The sequence below is a fragment of the Mycoplana sp. MJR14 genome (assembly GCF_029210525.1).
GTDB lineage: Bacteria > Pseudomonadota > Alphaproteobacteria > Rhizobiales > Rhizobiaceae > Mycoplana.
The window spans coordinates 161,539-175,529 of the sequence record NZ_JARGEO010000010.1; the positions used below are offsets into that span (position 1 = coordinate 161,539).

Genomic DNA, 13,991 nt, shown 5'->3' on the forward strand with positions numbered 1-13,991 from the left:
TGAACATGAACCAAAGGCAGGGTATCGCCGCTGCCTTTCCCCGTCAGACAGCAGGCAAGTCGCCTGTATGTGCCAGGAAACGGCAGGACCGATGCGATATCGGGAGACCTGCGTAGAAGGAGAATAGCAATGCGCCACCAGAAAGCCGGCCGCAAGCTGAACCGCACCGCCAGCCACCGCAAGGCGATGTTCGCCAACATGGCTGCCTCGCTCATCACCCATGAGCAGATCGTGACGACCCTGCCGAAGGCAAAGGAAATCCGTCCGATCGTCGAAAAGCTCGTCACCCTCGGCAAGCGGGGCGACCTGCACGCTCGTCGCCAGGCGATCTCGCAGATCCGCGACGCCGCCGTCGTCTCGAAGCTGTTCGACGCGATCGCTTCGCGCTACGCCAACCGCAACGGCGGCTACCTTCGCATTATGAAGGCCGGCTACCGCACGGGCGACAACGCGGCACTCGCCGTCATCGAGTTCGTCGACCGCGACGTCTCCGCCAAGGGCGCAGCCGACAAGGCCCGCGTCGAAGCCGAGGCTGCCGCCGAAGCCGCCTGATCTCTCGGGCTGCGGAATGAAACGGAAAGGCCGGGTGCGCAAGCGCCCGGCCTTTTGGCGTTGACTGCGATCCCCGACGGGCTCATGCGCGGGCGAGCGCCATGAACTTGCCCCTCAGCCTCTGCGCCTTGCCCCTCACCCTAACCCTCTCCCCGCAGGCGGGGAGAGGGGATGCGTGCCTGTCGGGCATGGGACGATACTGGCGACGTTGTGGATCTCGCCGCCACTGCGATTGATGAAAGTACGGAATGCGGCGCAGCGTCCGTCCTTCTCCCCGCCTGCGGGGAGAAGGTGCCGGCAGGCGGATGAGGGGCCGCTAAGGTCCGGAAGCGGCGACGGTATCAAGCCCGTCCCAGGTGGGGCCGGCCCGCCGGCCCGCGCCGCCACTGGTTGAAGCGCTGGCGAAATAGCCGCCAGACGAGGAGCGCGGTGACGAGCGCGATATAGATCATCTGTTCCGGCCCCACGACCTTCACCGACATCGCAAAATGCAGCGCGCCCGCGGCGGCGATCACGTAGACGAGCTTGTGCAGCTTGTTCCACCGCGGCCCGAGCTTGCGGATCGACCAGCTGTTCGACGTCAGCGCCAGCGGAATCAGCATCACGAAACCCGCCATGCCGATGGTGATGAACGGGCGCTTGGCGATGTCGGCGACGATCTGCGGAAAATCCAGATACTTGTCGAGGATCATGTAGGTGGAGAAATGCATGACCACGTACCAGAAGGCCAGAAGCCCGAGCGCCCGGCGGTAGCGGATCCAGTTGATGCCGAACAGGTCGCGGATTGGAGTGATGCAGAGCGTGGCGATCAGGAAGCGCAGGGCCCAGATGCCGAGCAGGTGCTCGAATTCCTTGATGGCGTTTCCCGGCAGCTGTCCGGTCGCGCCGAGATAGAAGCCGGACACGGCCGGGATGAAGCCGAGCGCATAGAGCGCCCAGACGGAGGCGCCGTGATACCGGCGGGGCAGGGTGGGGAGCGCGACCATGGTCAGAAATTCGCAGCCAGGTCCATGCCGGCATAGAGGCTTGCGACCTCCTCGCCATAGCCGTTGAAGGGCAGGGTGTCGCGCCTGCTGCCGCCGAAGAAGCCGCCTTCGCCGATCCGGTTCTCCGTCGCCTGGCTCCAGCGCGGATGGTCGACCGCCGGGTTCACATTGGCATAGAAGCCGTACTCGTTCGGCGCCGAAAGGTTCCAGGTGGTGGGCGGCTGCTTGTCGGTCAGCGTGATCTTCACGATCGACTTGATCCCCTTGAAGCCGTATTTCCACGGCACGACGAGACGGACGGGCGCGCCGTTCTGATTCGGCAGCGTCTTGCCGTAGAGGCCGACGGCGAGGATCGTCAGCGGATGGCGGGCCTCGTCGAGCCGCAGCCCCTCGACATAGGGCCAGGGCAGCGGCTGGAAATAGCCCGACTGGCCCGGCATCTGTTCCGGCCGCACCACGGTCTCGAAGGCCACGTACTTGGCGCTTCCGAGCGGATCGACCTTGTCGAGCAGGCTCGCCAGCGGAAAGCCGATCCAGGGGATGACCATCGACCAGGCCTCGACGCAGCGCATCCGGTAGGTGCGCTCCTCCAGCGGCATCGCCAGCAGGTCCTCGAGGCCGAATTCCTTCGGCTTGCCGACCATGCCCCCGACCTTGATCGACCAGGGCTGCGGCTTGAAGTCGCCGCCGTTCGCGGCCGGGTCGCCCTTGCTCATCCCGAACTCGTAGAAATTGTTGTAGTTCGTGACGTCCTTTTCCGGCGTCAGCGGCTCGTCGACCTTGAACTGTGATGGCGACGCCGTGAGCCCGGCCGCAAGCGCGGCTGCCGATGGTGTCAGGAGCATGCTGCCGGCTGCCGCGGCCAGGAAACCGCGCCTGTTCAGGAACAGGTGTTCCGGCGTGATTTCATGCGGCGGGATCTTTGGCGGGTGATAGGCAACCATGGGTGCGTTCCTTTGACGAGTGCGGTCACCATGCATGTACGCAAGGAATGACGCCAAAGTTACAGGCGCTGCGGGCGCGCAGCCGCGCACAATTTCGTGTGCCGGCCGTGAGCGGCATTTGCCCCCCGGAGCACGGGCGCATTTGCCTTTTTTCGCGCGAAATCTTATCTGAACGTGGCGGCAACGAAAGGGAGAATCTTTGATGAAATTCGGCCACGGCCTCGCTACCGCAACCCTTCTCTTGCTTGCCGTCTCCACGCCTGCCGTCGGACAGGAAAAGACCGTCCCGCAGACGAACCTGGAAATGCAGCTTTCCTTTGCGCCGCTCGTCAAGCAGACGGCGAACGCCACGGTCAACGTCTATGCCGAGCGGATGGTCGAGCGCCGCTCGGTCTTCAACGACCCGTTCTTCGAGGAGTTCTTCGGCCAGCGCATGCCGAACAGGACGCAGAAGCAGTCCTCGCTCGGCTCGGGCGTCATCGTCGGCAAGGACGGGATCGTCGTCACCAACAACCACGTCATCCAGGGCGCCGACGACATCAAGGTTGCGCTCGCCGACGGCCGCGAATACCCCTGCAAGGTCCTCCTGAAGGACGACCGCGTCGACCTCGCCGTGCTGAAGATCGAGGCGAAGGAGACCTTCGACATTCTGCCGCTCGGCGACAGCGACGCCGTCGAGGTCGGTGATCTCGTGCTGGCGATCGGCAACCCCTTCGGCGTCGGCCAGACGGTGACGAGCGGCATCGTCTCCGCACTCGCCCGCAACCAGGTCAAGGCCGGCGACTTCGGTTTCTTCATTCAGACGGATGCCTCGATCAATCCCGGCAATTCCGGCGGCGGCCTCATCAACATGAGGGGCGAGCTGATCGGCATCAACACCGCCATCTTCTCGCGCGGCGGCGGCTCCAACGGCGTCGGCTTCGCCATCCCCGCCAACCTCGTGAAGGTCTTCGTCGCGAGCGCGGTCGGCGGCAGCACCAATTTCGACCGGCCCTTCGTCGGCGCAACCTTCGACGCCGTGACCTCCGATGTCGCAGAAGCCCTGGGCCTCACCAAGGCCCGCGGCGCGCTCGTCTCGAAGGTGCTGCCGGGCAGCCCGGCGGAGAAGGCGGGGCTTAAGCCCGGCGATGTCGTCACCGCCGTCAACGGCATCGAGGTCGAGCATCCCGATGCGCTCGGCTATCGGCTCGCCACCGTCGGCATCGGCGGCACGGCGAAGCTGAGCGTCAGCGACGGCGGCAAGCAGGAGGAACTGACGATCGCCCTCGACCGCCCGCCGGAGACCACCCCGCGCGACGAACGGCTGATCGAGGGCCGCAATCCGTTCTCGGGCGCCGTCGTCGCCAACCTCTCGCCGCGCGTCGCCGACGAGTTGCGCATGCCGGCAGGCACCGAGGGCGTGGTCGTCACCGAGGTCAACCGCGGCTCGCCGGCCGCCCGCATCGGGCTGCAGCCGCGCGACATCATCGTCCAGCTGAACGGCACGGACGTCGCATCGACCGAGGTGCTCGAGGAACTGGTGGCCGACGATCCGTCCGTCTGGCGCGTCGAGATCGAGCGCGACGGCCAGCGCATCCGGCAGTTCTTCCGATGAACGACCTGTTCGCCCCCTCAGAGCCGGAAGGCATGGCAGCCAGGCGCCCGCTCGCCGACCGCCTGCGGCCGCAGGCGCTGACGGAGGTGGCGGGGCAGGCGCATCTGACCGGTGCGGACGGCGTGCTGACGCGCATGATCGCCTCCGGCTCGCTCGGCTCGATGATCTTCTGGGGACCGCCGGGGACGGGCAAGACCACCGTCGCCCGGCTGCTCTCGGGCGAGGCGGGCCTGGCCTTCGAGCAGATCTCGGCGATCTTCTCCGGCGTCGCCGACCTGAAAAAGGTGTTCGACACTGCGCGGCAGCGGCGGATGGGCGGGCGCCAGACGCTGCTTTTCGTCGACGAGATCCATCGCTTCAACCGGGCCCAGCAGGACAGCTTCCTGCCGGTGATGGAGGACGGCACGATCGTGCTCGTCGGCGCCACCACCGAGAATCCGTCCTTCGAGCTGAACGCCGCACTCCTGTCGCGGGCTCGCGTGCTCACCTTCAAGCCGCATGACGAGGAGAGCCTCGGCGAGCTTCTGCGGCGGGCCGAGGCCGCCGAGGACAAGCCGCTCCCCCTCGACGACGGCGCCCGCGCGGCGCTCCTGCGCATGGCGGACGGCGACGGCCGGGCGGTGCTGACGCTGGCGGAAGAGGTGTGGCGGGCGGCGCGCCCGGGCGAGGTGTTCGGCCAGGACGACCTGTTCCGCATCGTCCAGCGCCGCGCCCCCGTCTACGACAAGGCCCAGGACGGCCACTACAACCTGATCTCCGCTTTGCACAAATCCGTACGCGGCTCCGATCCGGATGCGGCGCTCTACTATCTCTGCCGGATGCTCGATGCCGGCGAGGATCCGCTGTTTCTCGGCCGGCGGCTGGTGCGCATGGCGGTGGAGGATATCGGGCTCGCCGATCCGCAGGCGCTCGTCGTCTGCAACGCGGCGAAGGACGCCTATGATTTCCTCGGCTCGCCGGAGGGCGAGCTGGCGCTGGCGCAGGCCTGCGTCTATCTCGCCACCGCCCCGAAGTCGAACGCGGTCTATACCGCCTTCAAGGCGGCGACGCGGGCGGCGAAGGAGAACGGTTCGCTGCTTCCGCCCAAGCACATCCTGAACGCGCCGACCAAGCTGATGAAGAGCGAGGGCTACAACGACGGCTACCGCTACGATCACGACGAGCCGGACGCGTTTTCCGGCCAGGACTATTTTCCGGAGAAAATGGGCCGGCAGACCTTCTACGACCCGCCGGAGCGCGGCTTCGAGCGCGACATCCGCAAACGGCTGGAGTGGTGGGCGAAGCTCAGGCGCGAGCGCAACGGCTGAAAAGCGTGCGGGCTGCCGTCAGCGTTGCGCGGACGGCCGCGAGGGAGGCGTGAAGCGGGGACCGGCCTTCGTTTTCGGCTTCGGCACGACCCTGATCGACGACTCGACCTTGCCGGCGTGCCCTTCGGTGTCGATGACCACGTGCCAGTGGGCGCTTTTCGGAATCGTCAGACGGATCGGCGTCTGCTTGGCGACGCCGCCGAGGAACTTGTGCTGGCGCGCGTTCCGGAAGAGATCGAAGTCGGCATGCGTCATCAGCCGGACGTTGGCGACGGCCGAGAGCGAGATCTCGATCACCACGCCTTCGCGGATGTCCTGCAGGTCGTAATGAGTATAGGGGATGGAGGTCTGCGCCATTGCCGTCCTGTCTGCCTTGGTCCGCCGCCATCATGCATGGCAGCGGTTAAGGATCGGTTGGTGCCGCGTGGCGTGAACAGGGGATGGCGCGGGCGGCCGTGGGCGTTCAGATCCGGGGGCGATTGCGCGCCGTCGTCCGCCTGAAGCCGGCTTGCCGCAGGTGCCGTGTCCGCCTGGCCGGGTTGTCGAGCTCCACCTCAAGGCCCTCCGGCGCCCGGCAGATGTCGGCCGGATCGCGGTCGCTCTCATCGCGGGCGAAATGCATGGCGGCGTCTTCGCTTGCGAACAGCCCGCCGACCTTGCCGAGCCTGTCCTGCACGACCCAGCAGCCATGATGGTCGCGCCCGACGGTGAAGCGGGCGGGGCTGGCTGGTACGTGGATGCGATGCGTCTGACGACCCATGATCTGGATCTCCTCTGTTGACGATGGTGTTAGCCGGCCGACCAGTTGCAGGTCAGCTGAATGGCTGCGGCGATCAGGATGGTGATGCCGAGCCGCAGGCCGATGTGGCGGAGCGCGACTAGGGCCGGGCTGCGGGCCGGGACCCGATCCGTCTGATTAGTCGGCGTTGGGGCTCGGCGAAACCGGTTCTGTTCGCTCGCCGGATCGATGTCGGTGTGTTCCATGGGCCTATGCCGTCCGGCTCATGAGTTCGGCACGCTCCGGCAGGGCGGCGATCGCACGGCGAAGCAGGCGCTGGACGTCGAGCGAGGGGGGCGTCAGCGGCAGCCGCACTTCGGCCGAAAGCCCGAGAATGAGGGACAGCGCGTCCTTCGCGCAGGCGACGCTGTTTTCCTGTTCCAGCGCGGTCAGCAGCGGCGTCAGCCTGTCCTGCAGCGCATAGGCCACATCGACATTGCCGGTCCGCAGCGCGTTGTGAAGTGCCGAGGTCAGCCGCGGGGCGACGTTGGCGGCGATCGAGAACGCCCCGCCGCCGCCGCAGAGGCTGAAGGGGCAGGCGGCGGGCTCGTGGCCGCAGTAGTGCAGCAGGCGTGCGCGCAAATCCGGCGGGGTCCGGGCAAAGCGCGAAACGTCGCCGGTGCCGTCGACGAGGGCCGTCACCGACCCGATCGTGGCCAGTCGCTCGACCGTGCGCGGGGTGAGATCGACGGCGGTGCGCGCCGGCGCGTTGTGGATGACCAGGGGAATGTCGACCGCCGCAGCCACCGCCTCGATGTGGCGGACGATGCCCTCCTGCGAAGGCTTGCTGTAGTAGGGGACGGTCAGCACTGCCGCATCGGCGCCGAGCGCCTTGGCCTGGCTGGTCAGCGCGACGGTCGTCTCGGTCGAATTGGTGCCGCAGCCGACGAGGACGGGCACGGCACGGTCGGCGACCTCTACGGCGGTCTGGATCATGGTGCAGCGTTCATCCAGGGTGAGCGTCGGCGCTTCGCCAGCCTCGCCGCAGACGAGAAGGCCGGAAACCCCGCTCCTGATCTGCCATTCGATCAGCGTCAAAAGGCCGATCCGGTCGAGCGCGTTCCCGCGGAACGGCGTGACGAGATCGCAGACCGCGCCACGCGGAAGAAAGGAATGGTAAGGCGACATCGTGGACTCCATGGGAACCTCAGGCCTCCGTGCTGCCGGAGGCGACAAGGGCCGCCAGCAGGCAGGCCGCGCGCTCCGGATGGTGGGCTGTGTGAATGCGCCGGCGCCGGCCGTGCGGCGCAACGGTGGTCGCCATCCGGCAGCTCCAGATGCCGCCGGCCTGGGTCAGTTCCAGCAGGTCGCGGGCAGGGGCGGCCATCGCTGCCAAGAGCAGGACCGCGCCGGCGAGATCGTCGCCCTCCATCATCTGCCGGAACCGGGGAAACGCCGCATGGGCGCGAACATTCGCGAGCGCCGGCAGGACGCGCAGCGCTTCCCAGACGAGGTGCTCGCGGAGGATGCGGGCCGCCGCGATCCGGCTGCGCAGCGACGCCACGGCGCCGATATCCTCGGATTGGGCTGCCTCGCCATCCTGCGGGCGGCGGTGCGGGCGAGGCAGGAAAGGCAGGGGGGTATGGCTGTTCAGGGGCATGGTCGCAGCCAGCGTTCAGCCGAACAGGATGAGCCAGCCGATACCGGCGGCGATCAGCGTCAGGACGACGACGAAACGGATGCGGGCGGCCTCGCGGCTGTGATCGCGCCTTTCGCCTGCCTCGGGCGGCAGCCGGCGCATCCTGAGCGCCTGTTTTCCGACGCGCATGGTGGCTGTGGCAAAGACGGTCCGTGTGCTGAGCGGGGTAGGGGCGCTTTGATCGTGACGGGTGGCCATGACATCGTATCCAGTTGACGATGGCGGGAGCCTAGGGCCGTCGCGGATCGGATTTCGATGGGGAAAGCCGGTGCCGGAGGTCAGAAAATCATAAGGGCGGCGTCAGGGGACGAGGTGGGCGAGCCGGCCGGAAATGCCTGGAACGCCGCTGATACTGCCGACCGGGGCAACGTCGGCTGCGCATTGCTGCCCTGGTCAGGAAACAGTCCGGGCGGACAGGAAGCCTGTCGCTCAGTTCTTGCTGTCGTCGAATTTCGGCGGGGCGATCGGGTCGCTCGCCGGAAAGGTCTCTTCCAGCGCCTCGTCGAGATATTCGTCCTCCTTCCGCTTCTCCTTGTCCTTCTGCTTGTCGCTCTTGGGAGCAGGCTTTTCTGGCTTCGGCATGGGAACCTCCTGGTGTTGCTGACGGGCGGGTGACCGGCACGCTATTCCTCGTCGATCAGGGCGAGGATACGCCGCTGGATGTCTTCGTCCTGGCTGCGGATCGCCTGCATCAGCAGGCCCAGTCTACCACGCAGACCGTGGATCTGGTCGAGCAGTTGCATGGCGACGTCGACGCCGTCCTCGTTGACCCCCATCGGACCGATCAGGTCCTGGATCAGGCGGGCGCGGGCGAGGTCGGCGTCGTGGAACAGGCGCATGCCGTCCCGCTCCTCGGGGATCAGCCAGCGATGCTCGACCCATGTGTCGAGCAGGGTGATCTCGATTTCGAGGTAGCGGCAGAGTTCGGTGTCTTTCATCTCAGCCTCCCATGTGCCGGCGCGGCGCCTGTGCCTTTCCGGCTTCCCAGCGCTCCGCGAAGGCGGTGAGTTCGTGATCGGGCGTCTGCGGCAGCACCACCTGCAGCGTCACATAGGCGTCGCCATGGCCGCCGCCGGGCTTGTGCAGGCCCTTTCCCTTCAGCCGCAGGGTCTTGCCGGTATTCGAATGCGGCGGGATCGTCACGTTCACCGCGCCGTCGAGCGTCGGCACGCGAATCTTGCCGCCGAGGACGGCCTCCGTCAGCGAGATCGGGATCTCGTAGCGGACGTCGTCCCCGTCCTGCCGGTAGAAGGAGTGCGGCCGCACGCGGATCTCGATGCGCGCATCGCCGGCGGGCGCGCCGCCGTGTCCCGGCTCGCCCTTGCCGCGCAGCCGCAGCGTCTGGCCGTCGCGCGTGCCGGGCGGGATCGTCAGGTCGATCGGCGGGCCGTCGGGCAGGCTGATCTGTTTCTTCGTGCCGTTGGCCGCCTCGAGGAAGTCGAGCTCCATGGAGAAATAGGCGTCGCGCCCCTTGCCGCCCTGCTGCCGTCCGCGCTGCGAGAAAAAGCCGGAGAAGATGTCGTCGACATCGCCGAAATCCGAAAAGCTCTGGTTGCCCTCATAGCGGCCGCCAGTGGCGCCGGCGGAGGCATAGTCGCGATAGTACTGCCGCGGCGGCGTCTCGGCGCCGGTCTCGTCGATCTCGCCGCGGTCGTATTTGCCCCGCTTCTCCTCGTCGCCGAGCAGGGCATAGGCGGCCGAGACCGCCTTGAACCGTTCCTCGGCGTCCTTGTCGCCGGGATTGAGATCGGGATGCAGTTTCTTGGCGAGCTTGCGGTAGGCGCTCTGGATATCCTTCTGCGTCGCGTTCTTGCCGACACCGAGGACCTCGTAGGGACTGCGGCTCATTCTCTGTTCCTTCGAACCATGATCAACGCGCGGCGGATCGCGGCGGCCCCGCGCCGACGAAGCGTGGCACGTCTCCGCCCTGATCTCAACCATAGGGCACGGCTTCGAAATGAACAGGGACAGGCGCCGTCGAATCTGTCGCAGGCGCCATCGGACGGGGCGTCTGTGGTCGCCGGGAGTTCAGTTCCGGTCCAGGCGGATATCGCTCGTGACCACCGTCTCGCCGTTTGCGGGATTGCGGTCGATGGTCCGCAGCCTCAGGCCGTTGTCGCCGATCTTCTGGATCGTCATCTCGGCCTGCCGGTCGCCGTTCACCAGCCGGCTCCAGCGCACCGCGAGGCTGATGGTCGACCCCTTCCTCGCGCCGGAGAGCGTCGAATGGCGGCCGGAGGGGCCGATGTAGATGCCGCTGTAGCGCGCGCCCCTGGCCTTCAGTTCGGCGGAGATCGGGCGCCGGAACAGCATGAGCGCCTTGCAATTGCCCTGCATGGAGACCGACGCCGCACCGGCATCCGAGCGCAGCCTGCAGTCGACGTTGACGGCGGGCCTGCCGATCCGCGTCACCACGGTCCCGCCGCCGGTCCAGTTGCCGGCCAGCGACTTCAGGAAGGCGCTTTCGTCGGCGCGCGCAGGCACGGCAGCCGACAGCGCGGACAGGAGACAAAGGAGAGGGAAGGCGATGCGCATGCGTGACCTGCCTCGCTTCGGGCTGCATCCACCGCCATCGTGTCCCCAAATCGGTGTGAAAGCGAGGCCTTCCCGAACAAATGATCGAAGCGGCCGGGCCCCGTCCCAATTGCAGGCAGAATAGATAGATAGAGCTATCCCCCTGGTCGAAACTTCGTGATAAAGCAATTGCTAATATAAATAGTTCCGACGTCGGACGACCGTCCAGATTTCCGGGCGGCTGGACGATCCCGCATGCCTGTCAATCGAAATGCTTGAGATTTTCTTCAACGGGAGGGCAACATGGCGGTTCCGACCATCAGCATTACGCGCGTCGAGGCTCTGGAGGGCGGTTTTCTTCGCTTCAAGGTGAGCCTCAGCGCGCCGACCACGGACGAGGTCAGGATCGACTATCGCGCCCTCGAGGGCACCGCCAAGGATTCACCGCTCAATTTCCAGGATTATACCGTCCAGAAGGGCAATGGCGGAATCTACCGGATCGACACGCTCGTCATCCCCGCCGGGCAGACGGAGGGCGAGATCGTGGTTCGCGCCCGCCCCGACAACCTGGACGAGGTGGACGAGTCCCTCTGGGTCGAGCTGTTCAACCCCAAGGGCGCGGCCTTCGTCGGCAATCCCGCCACCGTCCGCGTGCTGGGCGTCGTGCAGGACAACAACGGCACCGGCTCCGACCTTGCCATGTTCGTGTCGAGCCCGACCGTCGTCGAAGGCGACGGCGGCGCGCGGCGGGCCGTGTTCGAGGTGCATCTGTCCGAGGCGCTCGCGACCGACCTGACGTTGAGCTACCGCACGGTCGACGGATCGGCCCGGGCTGGATCCGACTATTCCGCCAAGACCGGCACGGTCAAAATCTCGGCCGGCGAGACCACGGCGACGGTCGCAGTCGATCTGCTCGGGGACAATGCGGTCGAGCTCAATGAGTATTTCTCGCTCGTCGTCACGCCGCCGGGCGTCGTCAAGAACGGTCGCGAGGGCAGCGCCGGCACCGCCACCATTCTCGATGACGACACCGGCAACGGCGCGATCCCGATCATCGCCGTGGAGCGCGCGACCCAGACGGAAGGCGGCACGATGCGCTTCCGGGTCGTCCTGTCCAAGGCCACGGACGACGAGGTGCGCATCGACTACCGCACCGTGCTCGGTTCTGCCACGGACGCGCCGCTCAACAACCGGGACTACCCGCCGCAGACGGGGACGCTCGTGATCGAGGCGGGCGACCGGGTGGGCTTCGTCGAGATCCGCGCCAATCCGGACAATCTCGACGAGGTCGACGAGTCGCTCTGGCTGGAGTTCTCCAGCCCGGACAACGCGCGATTTGCCGGATACCAGAAGATCGAGCGCGTGCTCGGCATCGTCAACGACGACGACGGGACCGGCAGCAACCGCTCCGTCTTCGTGTCGAGCCCGACCATCATCGAAGGTGACGCAGGCGCGCGCCAGGCGGTGTTCGAGATCCATCTTTCCGAGGCTTATGAGAAAAACCTCACATTCAAGTTCAAGACATCGGACGGCACGGCCAAGAGCGGCGCCGACTATGCCGGGCGGTCCGGCTCGGTGACGCTGCTGGCCGGCCAGACGGTGACGGCGGTCACGATCGACCTGGTCGAGGACGAACGGCTCGAGGGCGACGAGAGCTTTTCGCTGGCCCTCACGCCGCCCGCGGGCGGCATCGTGAAGAACGTGGTCACGGCGGGCCGGGCGACGATCGCCAACGACGACGACATCCACGAGGTCATCCGTGGCAACGACAGCGCCAACCGCCTCTATGGCGGCACCGGCGATGACAGCATTTTCGGCAACGGCGGCAACGACACGCTCAGTGGCGGTTCCGGCAAGGACCGGATTGACGGCGGCACGGGCAACGACGTTGAGGATGGAGGGAGCGGAAACGACAAGCTCTGGGGCAGAGAGGGCAACGACAGACTGACCGGGGGAACGGGAAACGACGGGCTTGAGGGCAATTCGGGCAAGGACACGCTGAAAGGCGGCGACGGCCACGACAGAATGAAGGGGGACAGCGGCATCGACACGCTGGAGGGCGGCAAGGGCGCCGACCGGCTCCTGGGCGGCGACCAGGCCGACACCTTCGTCTTCCGCGCGCGCAGCGATTCCACGGTCGATTCCGCCGGCCGCGACAAGATCGGCGACTTCAGCCGCAGCGAGGGTGACAAGCTCGGCCTGTCCGGAATCGACGCCAAGACCGCTGCCAAGGGCAACAACGCGTTCTCCTTCATCGGCGACGACGCCTTCGACAAGCACGCGGGCGAGCTGCGCTATGCGCACAAGAACGGCAATACCCTGGTCCAAGGCGACGTCAACGGCGACGGCAAGGCGGACTTTGCCTTCGTGCTGGAGGGCACGATCGGCTTGAAGGCGTCCGACTTCATTCTGTGAGGACGACTATGCCGGTGCCGCAGACGGAGGCTGCGCGCGGTTCGTCGCGACCTGCGCTCAGCTCGACTGGCCGGCGACCCAGTTGTGCCAGTCGGCCTCGCTGCCGCGGAAGACGTTGAGGTCGATCTTGCCGTCGACGCCCTGGGACAGGCCGGAGCCCGAATACTGCCAGAACACCCATTTGCGGTTGGGGTAGCGCTTCGACGGGTGGGCTGCGACCGAGCGCAGCCAGAACGGATGGTTCGGGAACTCGCCGGAGAGATTGTCGGCATAGAAGTCCGGCGCGGTGTAGATGATCGGACGCTGGCCGTAGTGGCGTTCCAGCTTGTCCATGAACACCTGCATCTTCTCCAGCACCTTCGCCCGCGACAGCCGGCGCTTGCAGCTCGATTCGGCGTTGTACTCGACGTCGATCACCGGCGGCAGCGCGCCGGCCTCGCGCGGCACGTTGCGGATGAACCAGTCCGCCTGTTCTCCGGCCGTCCGGCACCAGTAGAAGAAGTGGTAGGCGCCGCGTTTGATCCCGGCTTCCTTGGCCCGGCGCCAGTTCTTCTGGAACATCGGGTCGAGATGGTCGCCGCCGTCGGTCGCCTTGATGAAGGCGAAGTTCGCCCCTTGCGTCCTCAGCGTCTGCCAGTCGATCTCGCCCTGCCAGCGCGAGACGTCAACGCCGTGGACGGCGTGGTGACGCGGGCTGACCTTGCCGAAGTTGATCGGCTTGGCGTCGCGAAAGCGCTGGCTGTAGATGCGCGGCCCCTTGCTGGCCCTCGGGGCTGCGGCCGGCGCTTCCGGCGCGATCGTCTCGAGCGGACGCTGCGAGGGCACGGCCATGCCGGCGTCCCGCGTCACCGCGTCGAACTGCTGCTGGTCGGGCACCGGTCCGGCCCAGGCGAGCTCATGCGGTGCAGAGCCGTCTTCGCCCGTCTCCGCGGCGGCCACATCGCCGACCTCCGCCGTCGGCACCGGCGAGGCCGGCCGCACGATCGAATTCGTGGTCTCGCGGGACGTCAGCCCCGCCTTGAGCGCCTCCGGCCCGGAACTGGACGAGCAGCCCGAAAGGACAAGGCCGAGGAGGATGAGGGCAGGGGCGGCCGAAAGATGCATGGGAACCCGTTACGCAAGACCAAGGACGACGGTTCGGGGCGAGCCGCCAGGAACCACAAAGGACAAGGCTAACGGGGAATTACCAAGAAAGACTGAATCCAATCTTTACGGCGCAAGATCGCTTCGCGCCGCCTGTCGTCGCGGGGCGGGGGCGGGGG

Annotated in this window: 17 protein-coding genes; 4 read left to right on the forward strand and 13 right to left on the reverse strand. The window is 66.8% G+C overall.

Translation table 11 applies throughout. The features are described from left to right. Positions 1-129: 129 nt before the first annotated feature. A complete protein-coding gene (gene rplQ / locus P0086_RS20715) occupies positions 130-552 on the forward strand; it encodes a 50S ribosomal protein L17 (protein ID WP_112599100.1) in 423 nt (140 codons plus the stop codon). 341 nt (positions 553-893) lie between these two features. Here the strand turns inward: rplQ and msrQ are convergent, their stop codons facing one another. Further along, positions 894-1,538, reverse strand: a complete 645-nt coding sequence (gene msrQ / locus P0086_RS20720) for a protein-methionine-sulfoxide reductase heme-binding subunit MsrQ (RefSeq protein ID WP_275789493.1) — start codon at positions 1,536-1,538, stop codon at positions 894-896. A gap of 2 nt (positions 1,539-1,540) precedes the next feature. Further along, complete coding sequence (gene msrP, locus P0086_RS20725) at positions 1,541-2,482, reverse strand: protein-methionine-sulfoxide reductase catalytic subunit MsrP (RefSeq protein ID WP_275789496.1); 942 nt, start codon at positions 2,480-2,482, stop codon at positions 1,541-1,543. Between the two features lie 202 nt (positions 2,483-2,684). Here msrP and P0086_RS20730 point away from each other — a divergent pair, with 202 nt between their 5' ends. Both P0086_RS20730 and P0086_RS20735 read left to right on the forward strand, forming a co-directional pair. Next, positions 2,685-4,076, forward strand: coding sequence for a DegQ family serine endoprotease (locus tag P0086_RS20730; protein WP_275789499.1), 1,392 nt, complete (start codon positions 2,685-2,687; stop codon positions 4,074-4,076). Continuing rightward, the gene (locus P0086_RS20735) at positions 4,073-5,383 is read left to right on the forward strand and encodes a replication-associated recombination protein A (RefSeq protein ID WP_275789502.1); all 1,311 of its coding nucleotides are present in this window, start codon (positions 4,073-4,075) and stop codon (positions 5,381-5,383) included. Before P0086_RS20730 ends, P0086_RS20735 begins: the two co-directional genes overlap by 4 nt. An 18-nt stretch (positions 5,384-5,401) precedes the next feature. Here P0086_RS20735 and P0086_RS20740 read toward each other — a convergent pair whose 3' ends face one another. The 10 genes from P0086_RS20740 to P0086_RS20785 all read right to left on the reverse strand — a co-directional run bounded on the left by P0086_RS20740 (position 5,402) and on the right by P0086_RS20785 (position 10,335). Next, positions 5,402-5,740, reverse strand: coding sequence for a DUF1883 domain-containing protein (locus tag P0086_RS20740; protein WP_112604917.1), 339 nt, complete (start codon positions 5,738-5,740; stop codon positions 5,402-5,404). A 106-nt stretch (positions 5,741-5,846) separates the two neighbouring features. Further along, positions 5,847-6,143, reverse strand: a complete 297-nt coding sequence (locus P0086_RS20745) for a hypothetical protein (RefSeq protein ID WP_275789507.1) — start codon at positions 6,141-6,143, stop codon at positions 5,847-5,849. 29 nt (positions 6,144-6,172) lie between these two features. Then, positions 6,173-6,367 carry a hypothetical protein gene (locus P0086_RS20750; RefSeq protein WP_148191835.1) on the reverse strand — a complete coding sequence of 65 codons (195 nt, stop codon included), beginning with the start codon at positions 6,365-6,367 and terminating at the stop codon, positions 6,173-6,175. A gap of 4 nt (positions 6,368-6,371) precedes the next feature. Continuing rightward, positions 6,372-7,289, reverse strand: a complete 918-nt coding sequence (gene dapA / locus P0086_RS20755) for a 4-hydroxy-tetrahydrodipicolinate synthase (protein WP_275789511.1) — start codon at positions 7,287-7,289, stop codon at positions 6,372-6,374. 19 nt (positions 7,290-7,308) lie between these two features. Next, positions 7,309-7,665: a hypothetical protein gene (locus tag P0086_RS20760; protein WP_275789514.1), complete on the reverse strand. Its 357-nt coding sequence runs from the start codon at positions 7,663-7,665 to the stop codon at positions 7,309-7,311. A 111-nt stretch (positions 7,666-7,776) separates the two neighbouring features. After that, a complete protein-coding gene (locus P0086_RS20765; protein WP_275789516.1) occupies positions 7,777-7,998 on the reverse strand; it encodes a hypothetical protein in 222 nt (73 codons plus the stop codon). Between the two features lie 231 nt (positions 7,999-8,229). Further along, entirely contained in the window at positions 8,230-8,382 is a 153-nt protein-coding gene (locus P0086_RS20770; protein WP_275789518.1) for a hypothetical protein, read from the reverse strand. A 41-nt stretch (positions 8,383-8,423) separates the two neighbouring features. Beyond that, on the reverse strand, positions 8,424-8,738 hold the full coding sequence (locus P0086_RS20775) for a chaperone modulator CbpM (RefSeq protein ID WP_112599083.1): 315 nt from the start codon (positions 8,736-8,738) through the stop codon (positions 8,424-8,426). A 1-nt stretch (position 8,739) separates the two neighbouring features. After that, on the reverse strand, positions 8,740-9,648 hold the full coding sequence (locus tag P0086_RS20780) for a J domain-containing protein (protein ID WP_112599081.1): 909 nt from the start codon (positions 9,646-9,648) through the stop codon (positions 8,740-8,742). 180 nt (positions 9,649-9,828) lie between these two features. Then, positions 9,829-10,335 (reverse strand): hypothetical protein, encoded by a 507-nt coding sequence (locus P0086_RS20785; protein WP_112599080.1) that lies wholly within the window; start codon positions 10,333-10,335, stop codon positions 9,829-9,831. Between the two features lie 282 nt (positions 10,336-10,617). Between P0086_RS20785 and P0086_RS20790 the strand changes: the two genes are divergently transcribed. Further along, complete coding sequence (locus P0086_RS20790) at positions 10,618-12,729, forward strand: Calx-beta domain-containing protein (protein ID WP_275789521.1); 2,112 nt, start codon at positions 10,618-10,620, stop codon at positions 12,727-12,729. 57 nt (positions 12,730-12,786) lie between these two features. Here P0086_RS20790 and P0086_RS20795 read toward each other — a convergent pair whose 3' ends face one another. After that, positions 12,787-13,833, reverse strand: a complete 1,047-nt coding sequence (locus tag P0086_RS20795) for a GH25 family lysozyme (RefSeq protein WP_275789524.1) — start codon at positions 13,831-13,833, stop codon at positions 12,787-12,789. Positions 13,834-13,991 lie beyond the last annotated feature (158 nt).

Bases quoted from the DNA above. Each gene is read 5' to 3' on its own strand.
- rplQ (WP_112599100.1), top strand. From the start codon at position 130: ATGCGCCACCAGAAAGCCGGCCGCAAGCTGAACCGCACCGCCAGCCAC.
- msrQ (WP_275789493.1), bottom strand. From the start codon at position 1,538: ATGGTCGCGCTCCCCACCCTGCCCCGCCGGTATCACGGCGCCTCCGTC.
- msrP (WP_275789496.1), bottom strand. From the start codon at position 2,482: ATGGTTGCCTATCACCCGCCAAAGATCCCGCCGCATGAAATCACGCCG.
- P0086_RS20730 (WP_275789499.1), top strand. From the start codon at position 2,685: ATGAAATTCGGCCACGGCCTCGCTACCGCAACCCTTCTCTTGCTTGCC.
- P0086_RS20735 (WP_275789502.1), top strand. From the start codon at position 4,073: ATGAACGACCTGTTCGCCCCCTCAGAGCCGGAAGGCATGGCAGCCAGG.
- P0086_RS20740 (WP_112604917.1), bottom strand. From the start codon at position 5,740: ATGGCGCAGACCTCCATCCCCTATACTCATTACGACCTGCAGGACATC.
- P0086_RS20745 (WP_275789507.1), bottom strand. From the start codon at position 6,143: ATGGGTCGTCAGACGCATCGCATCCACGTACCAGCCAGCCCCGCCCGC.
- P0086_RS20750 (WP_148191835.1), bottom strand. From the start codon at position 6,367: ATGGAACACACCGACATCGATCCGGCGAGCGAACAGAACCGGTTTCGC.
- dapA (WP_275789511.1), bottom strand. From the start codon at position 7,289: ATGTCGCCTTACCATTCCTTTCTTCCGCGTGGCGCGGTCTGCGATCTC.
- P0086_RS20765 (WP_275789516.1), bottom strand. From the start codon at position 7,998: ATGGCCACCCGTCACGATCAAAGCGCCCCTACCCCGCTCAGCACACGG.
- P0086_RS20770 (WP_275789518.1), bottom strand. From the start codon at position 8,382: ATGCCGAAGCCAGAAAAGCCTGCTCCCAAGAGCGACAAGCAGAAGGAC.
- P0086_RS20775 (WP_112599083.1), bottom strand. From the start codon at position 8,738: ATGAAAGACACCGAACTCTGCCGCTACCTCGAAATCGAGATCACCCTG.
- P0086_RS20780 (WP_112599081.1), bottom strand. From the start codon at position 9,648: ATGAGCCGCAGTCCCTACGAGGTCCTCGGTGTCGGCAAGAACGCGACG.
- P0086_RS20785 (WP_112599080.1), bottom strand. From the start codon at position 10,335: ATGCGCATCGCCTTCCCTCTCCTTTGTCTCCTGTCCGCGCTGTCGGCT.
- P0086_RS20790 (WP_275789521.1), top strand. From the start codon at position 10,618: ATGGCGGTTCCGACCATCAGCATTACGCGCGTCGAGGCTCTGGAGGGC.
- P0086_RS20795 (WP_275789524.1), bottom strand. From the start codon at position 13,833: ATGCATCTTTCGGCCGCCCCTGCCCTCATCCTCCTCGGCCTTGTCCTT.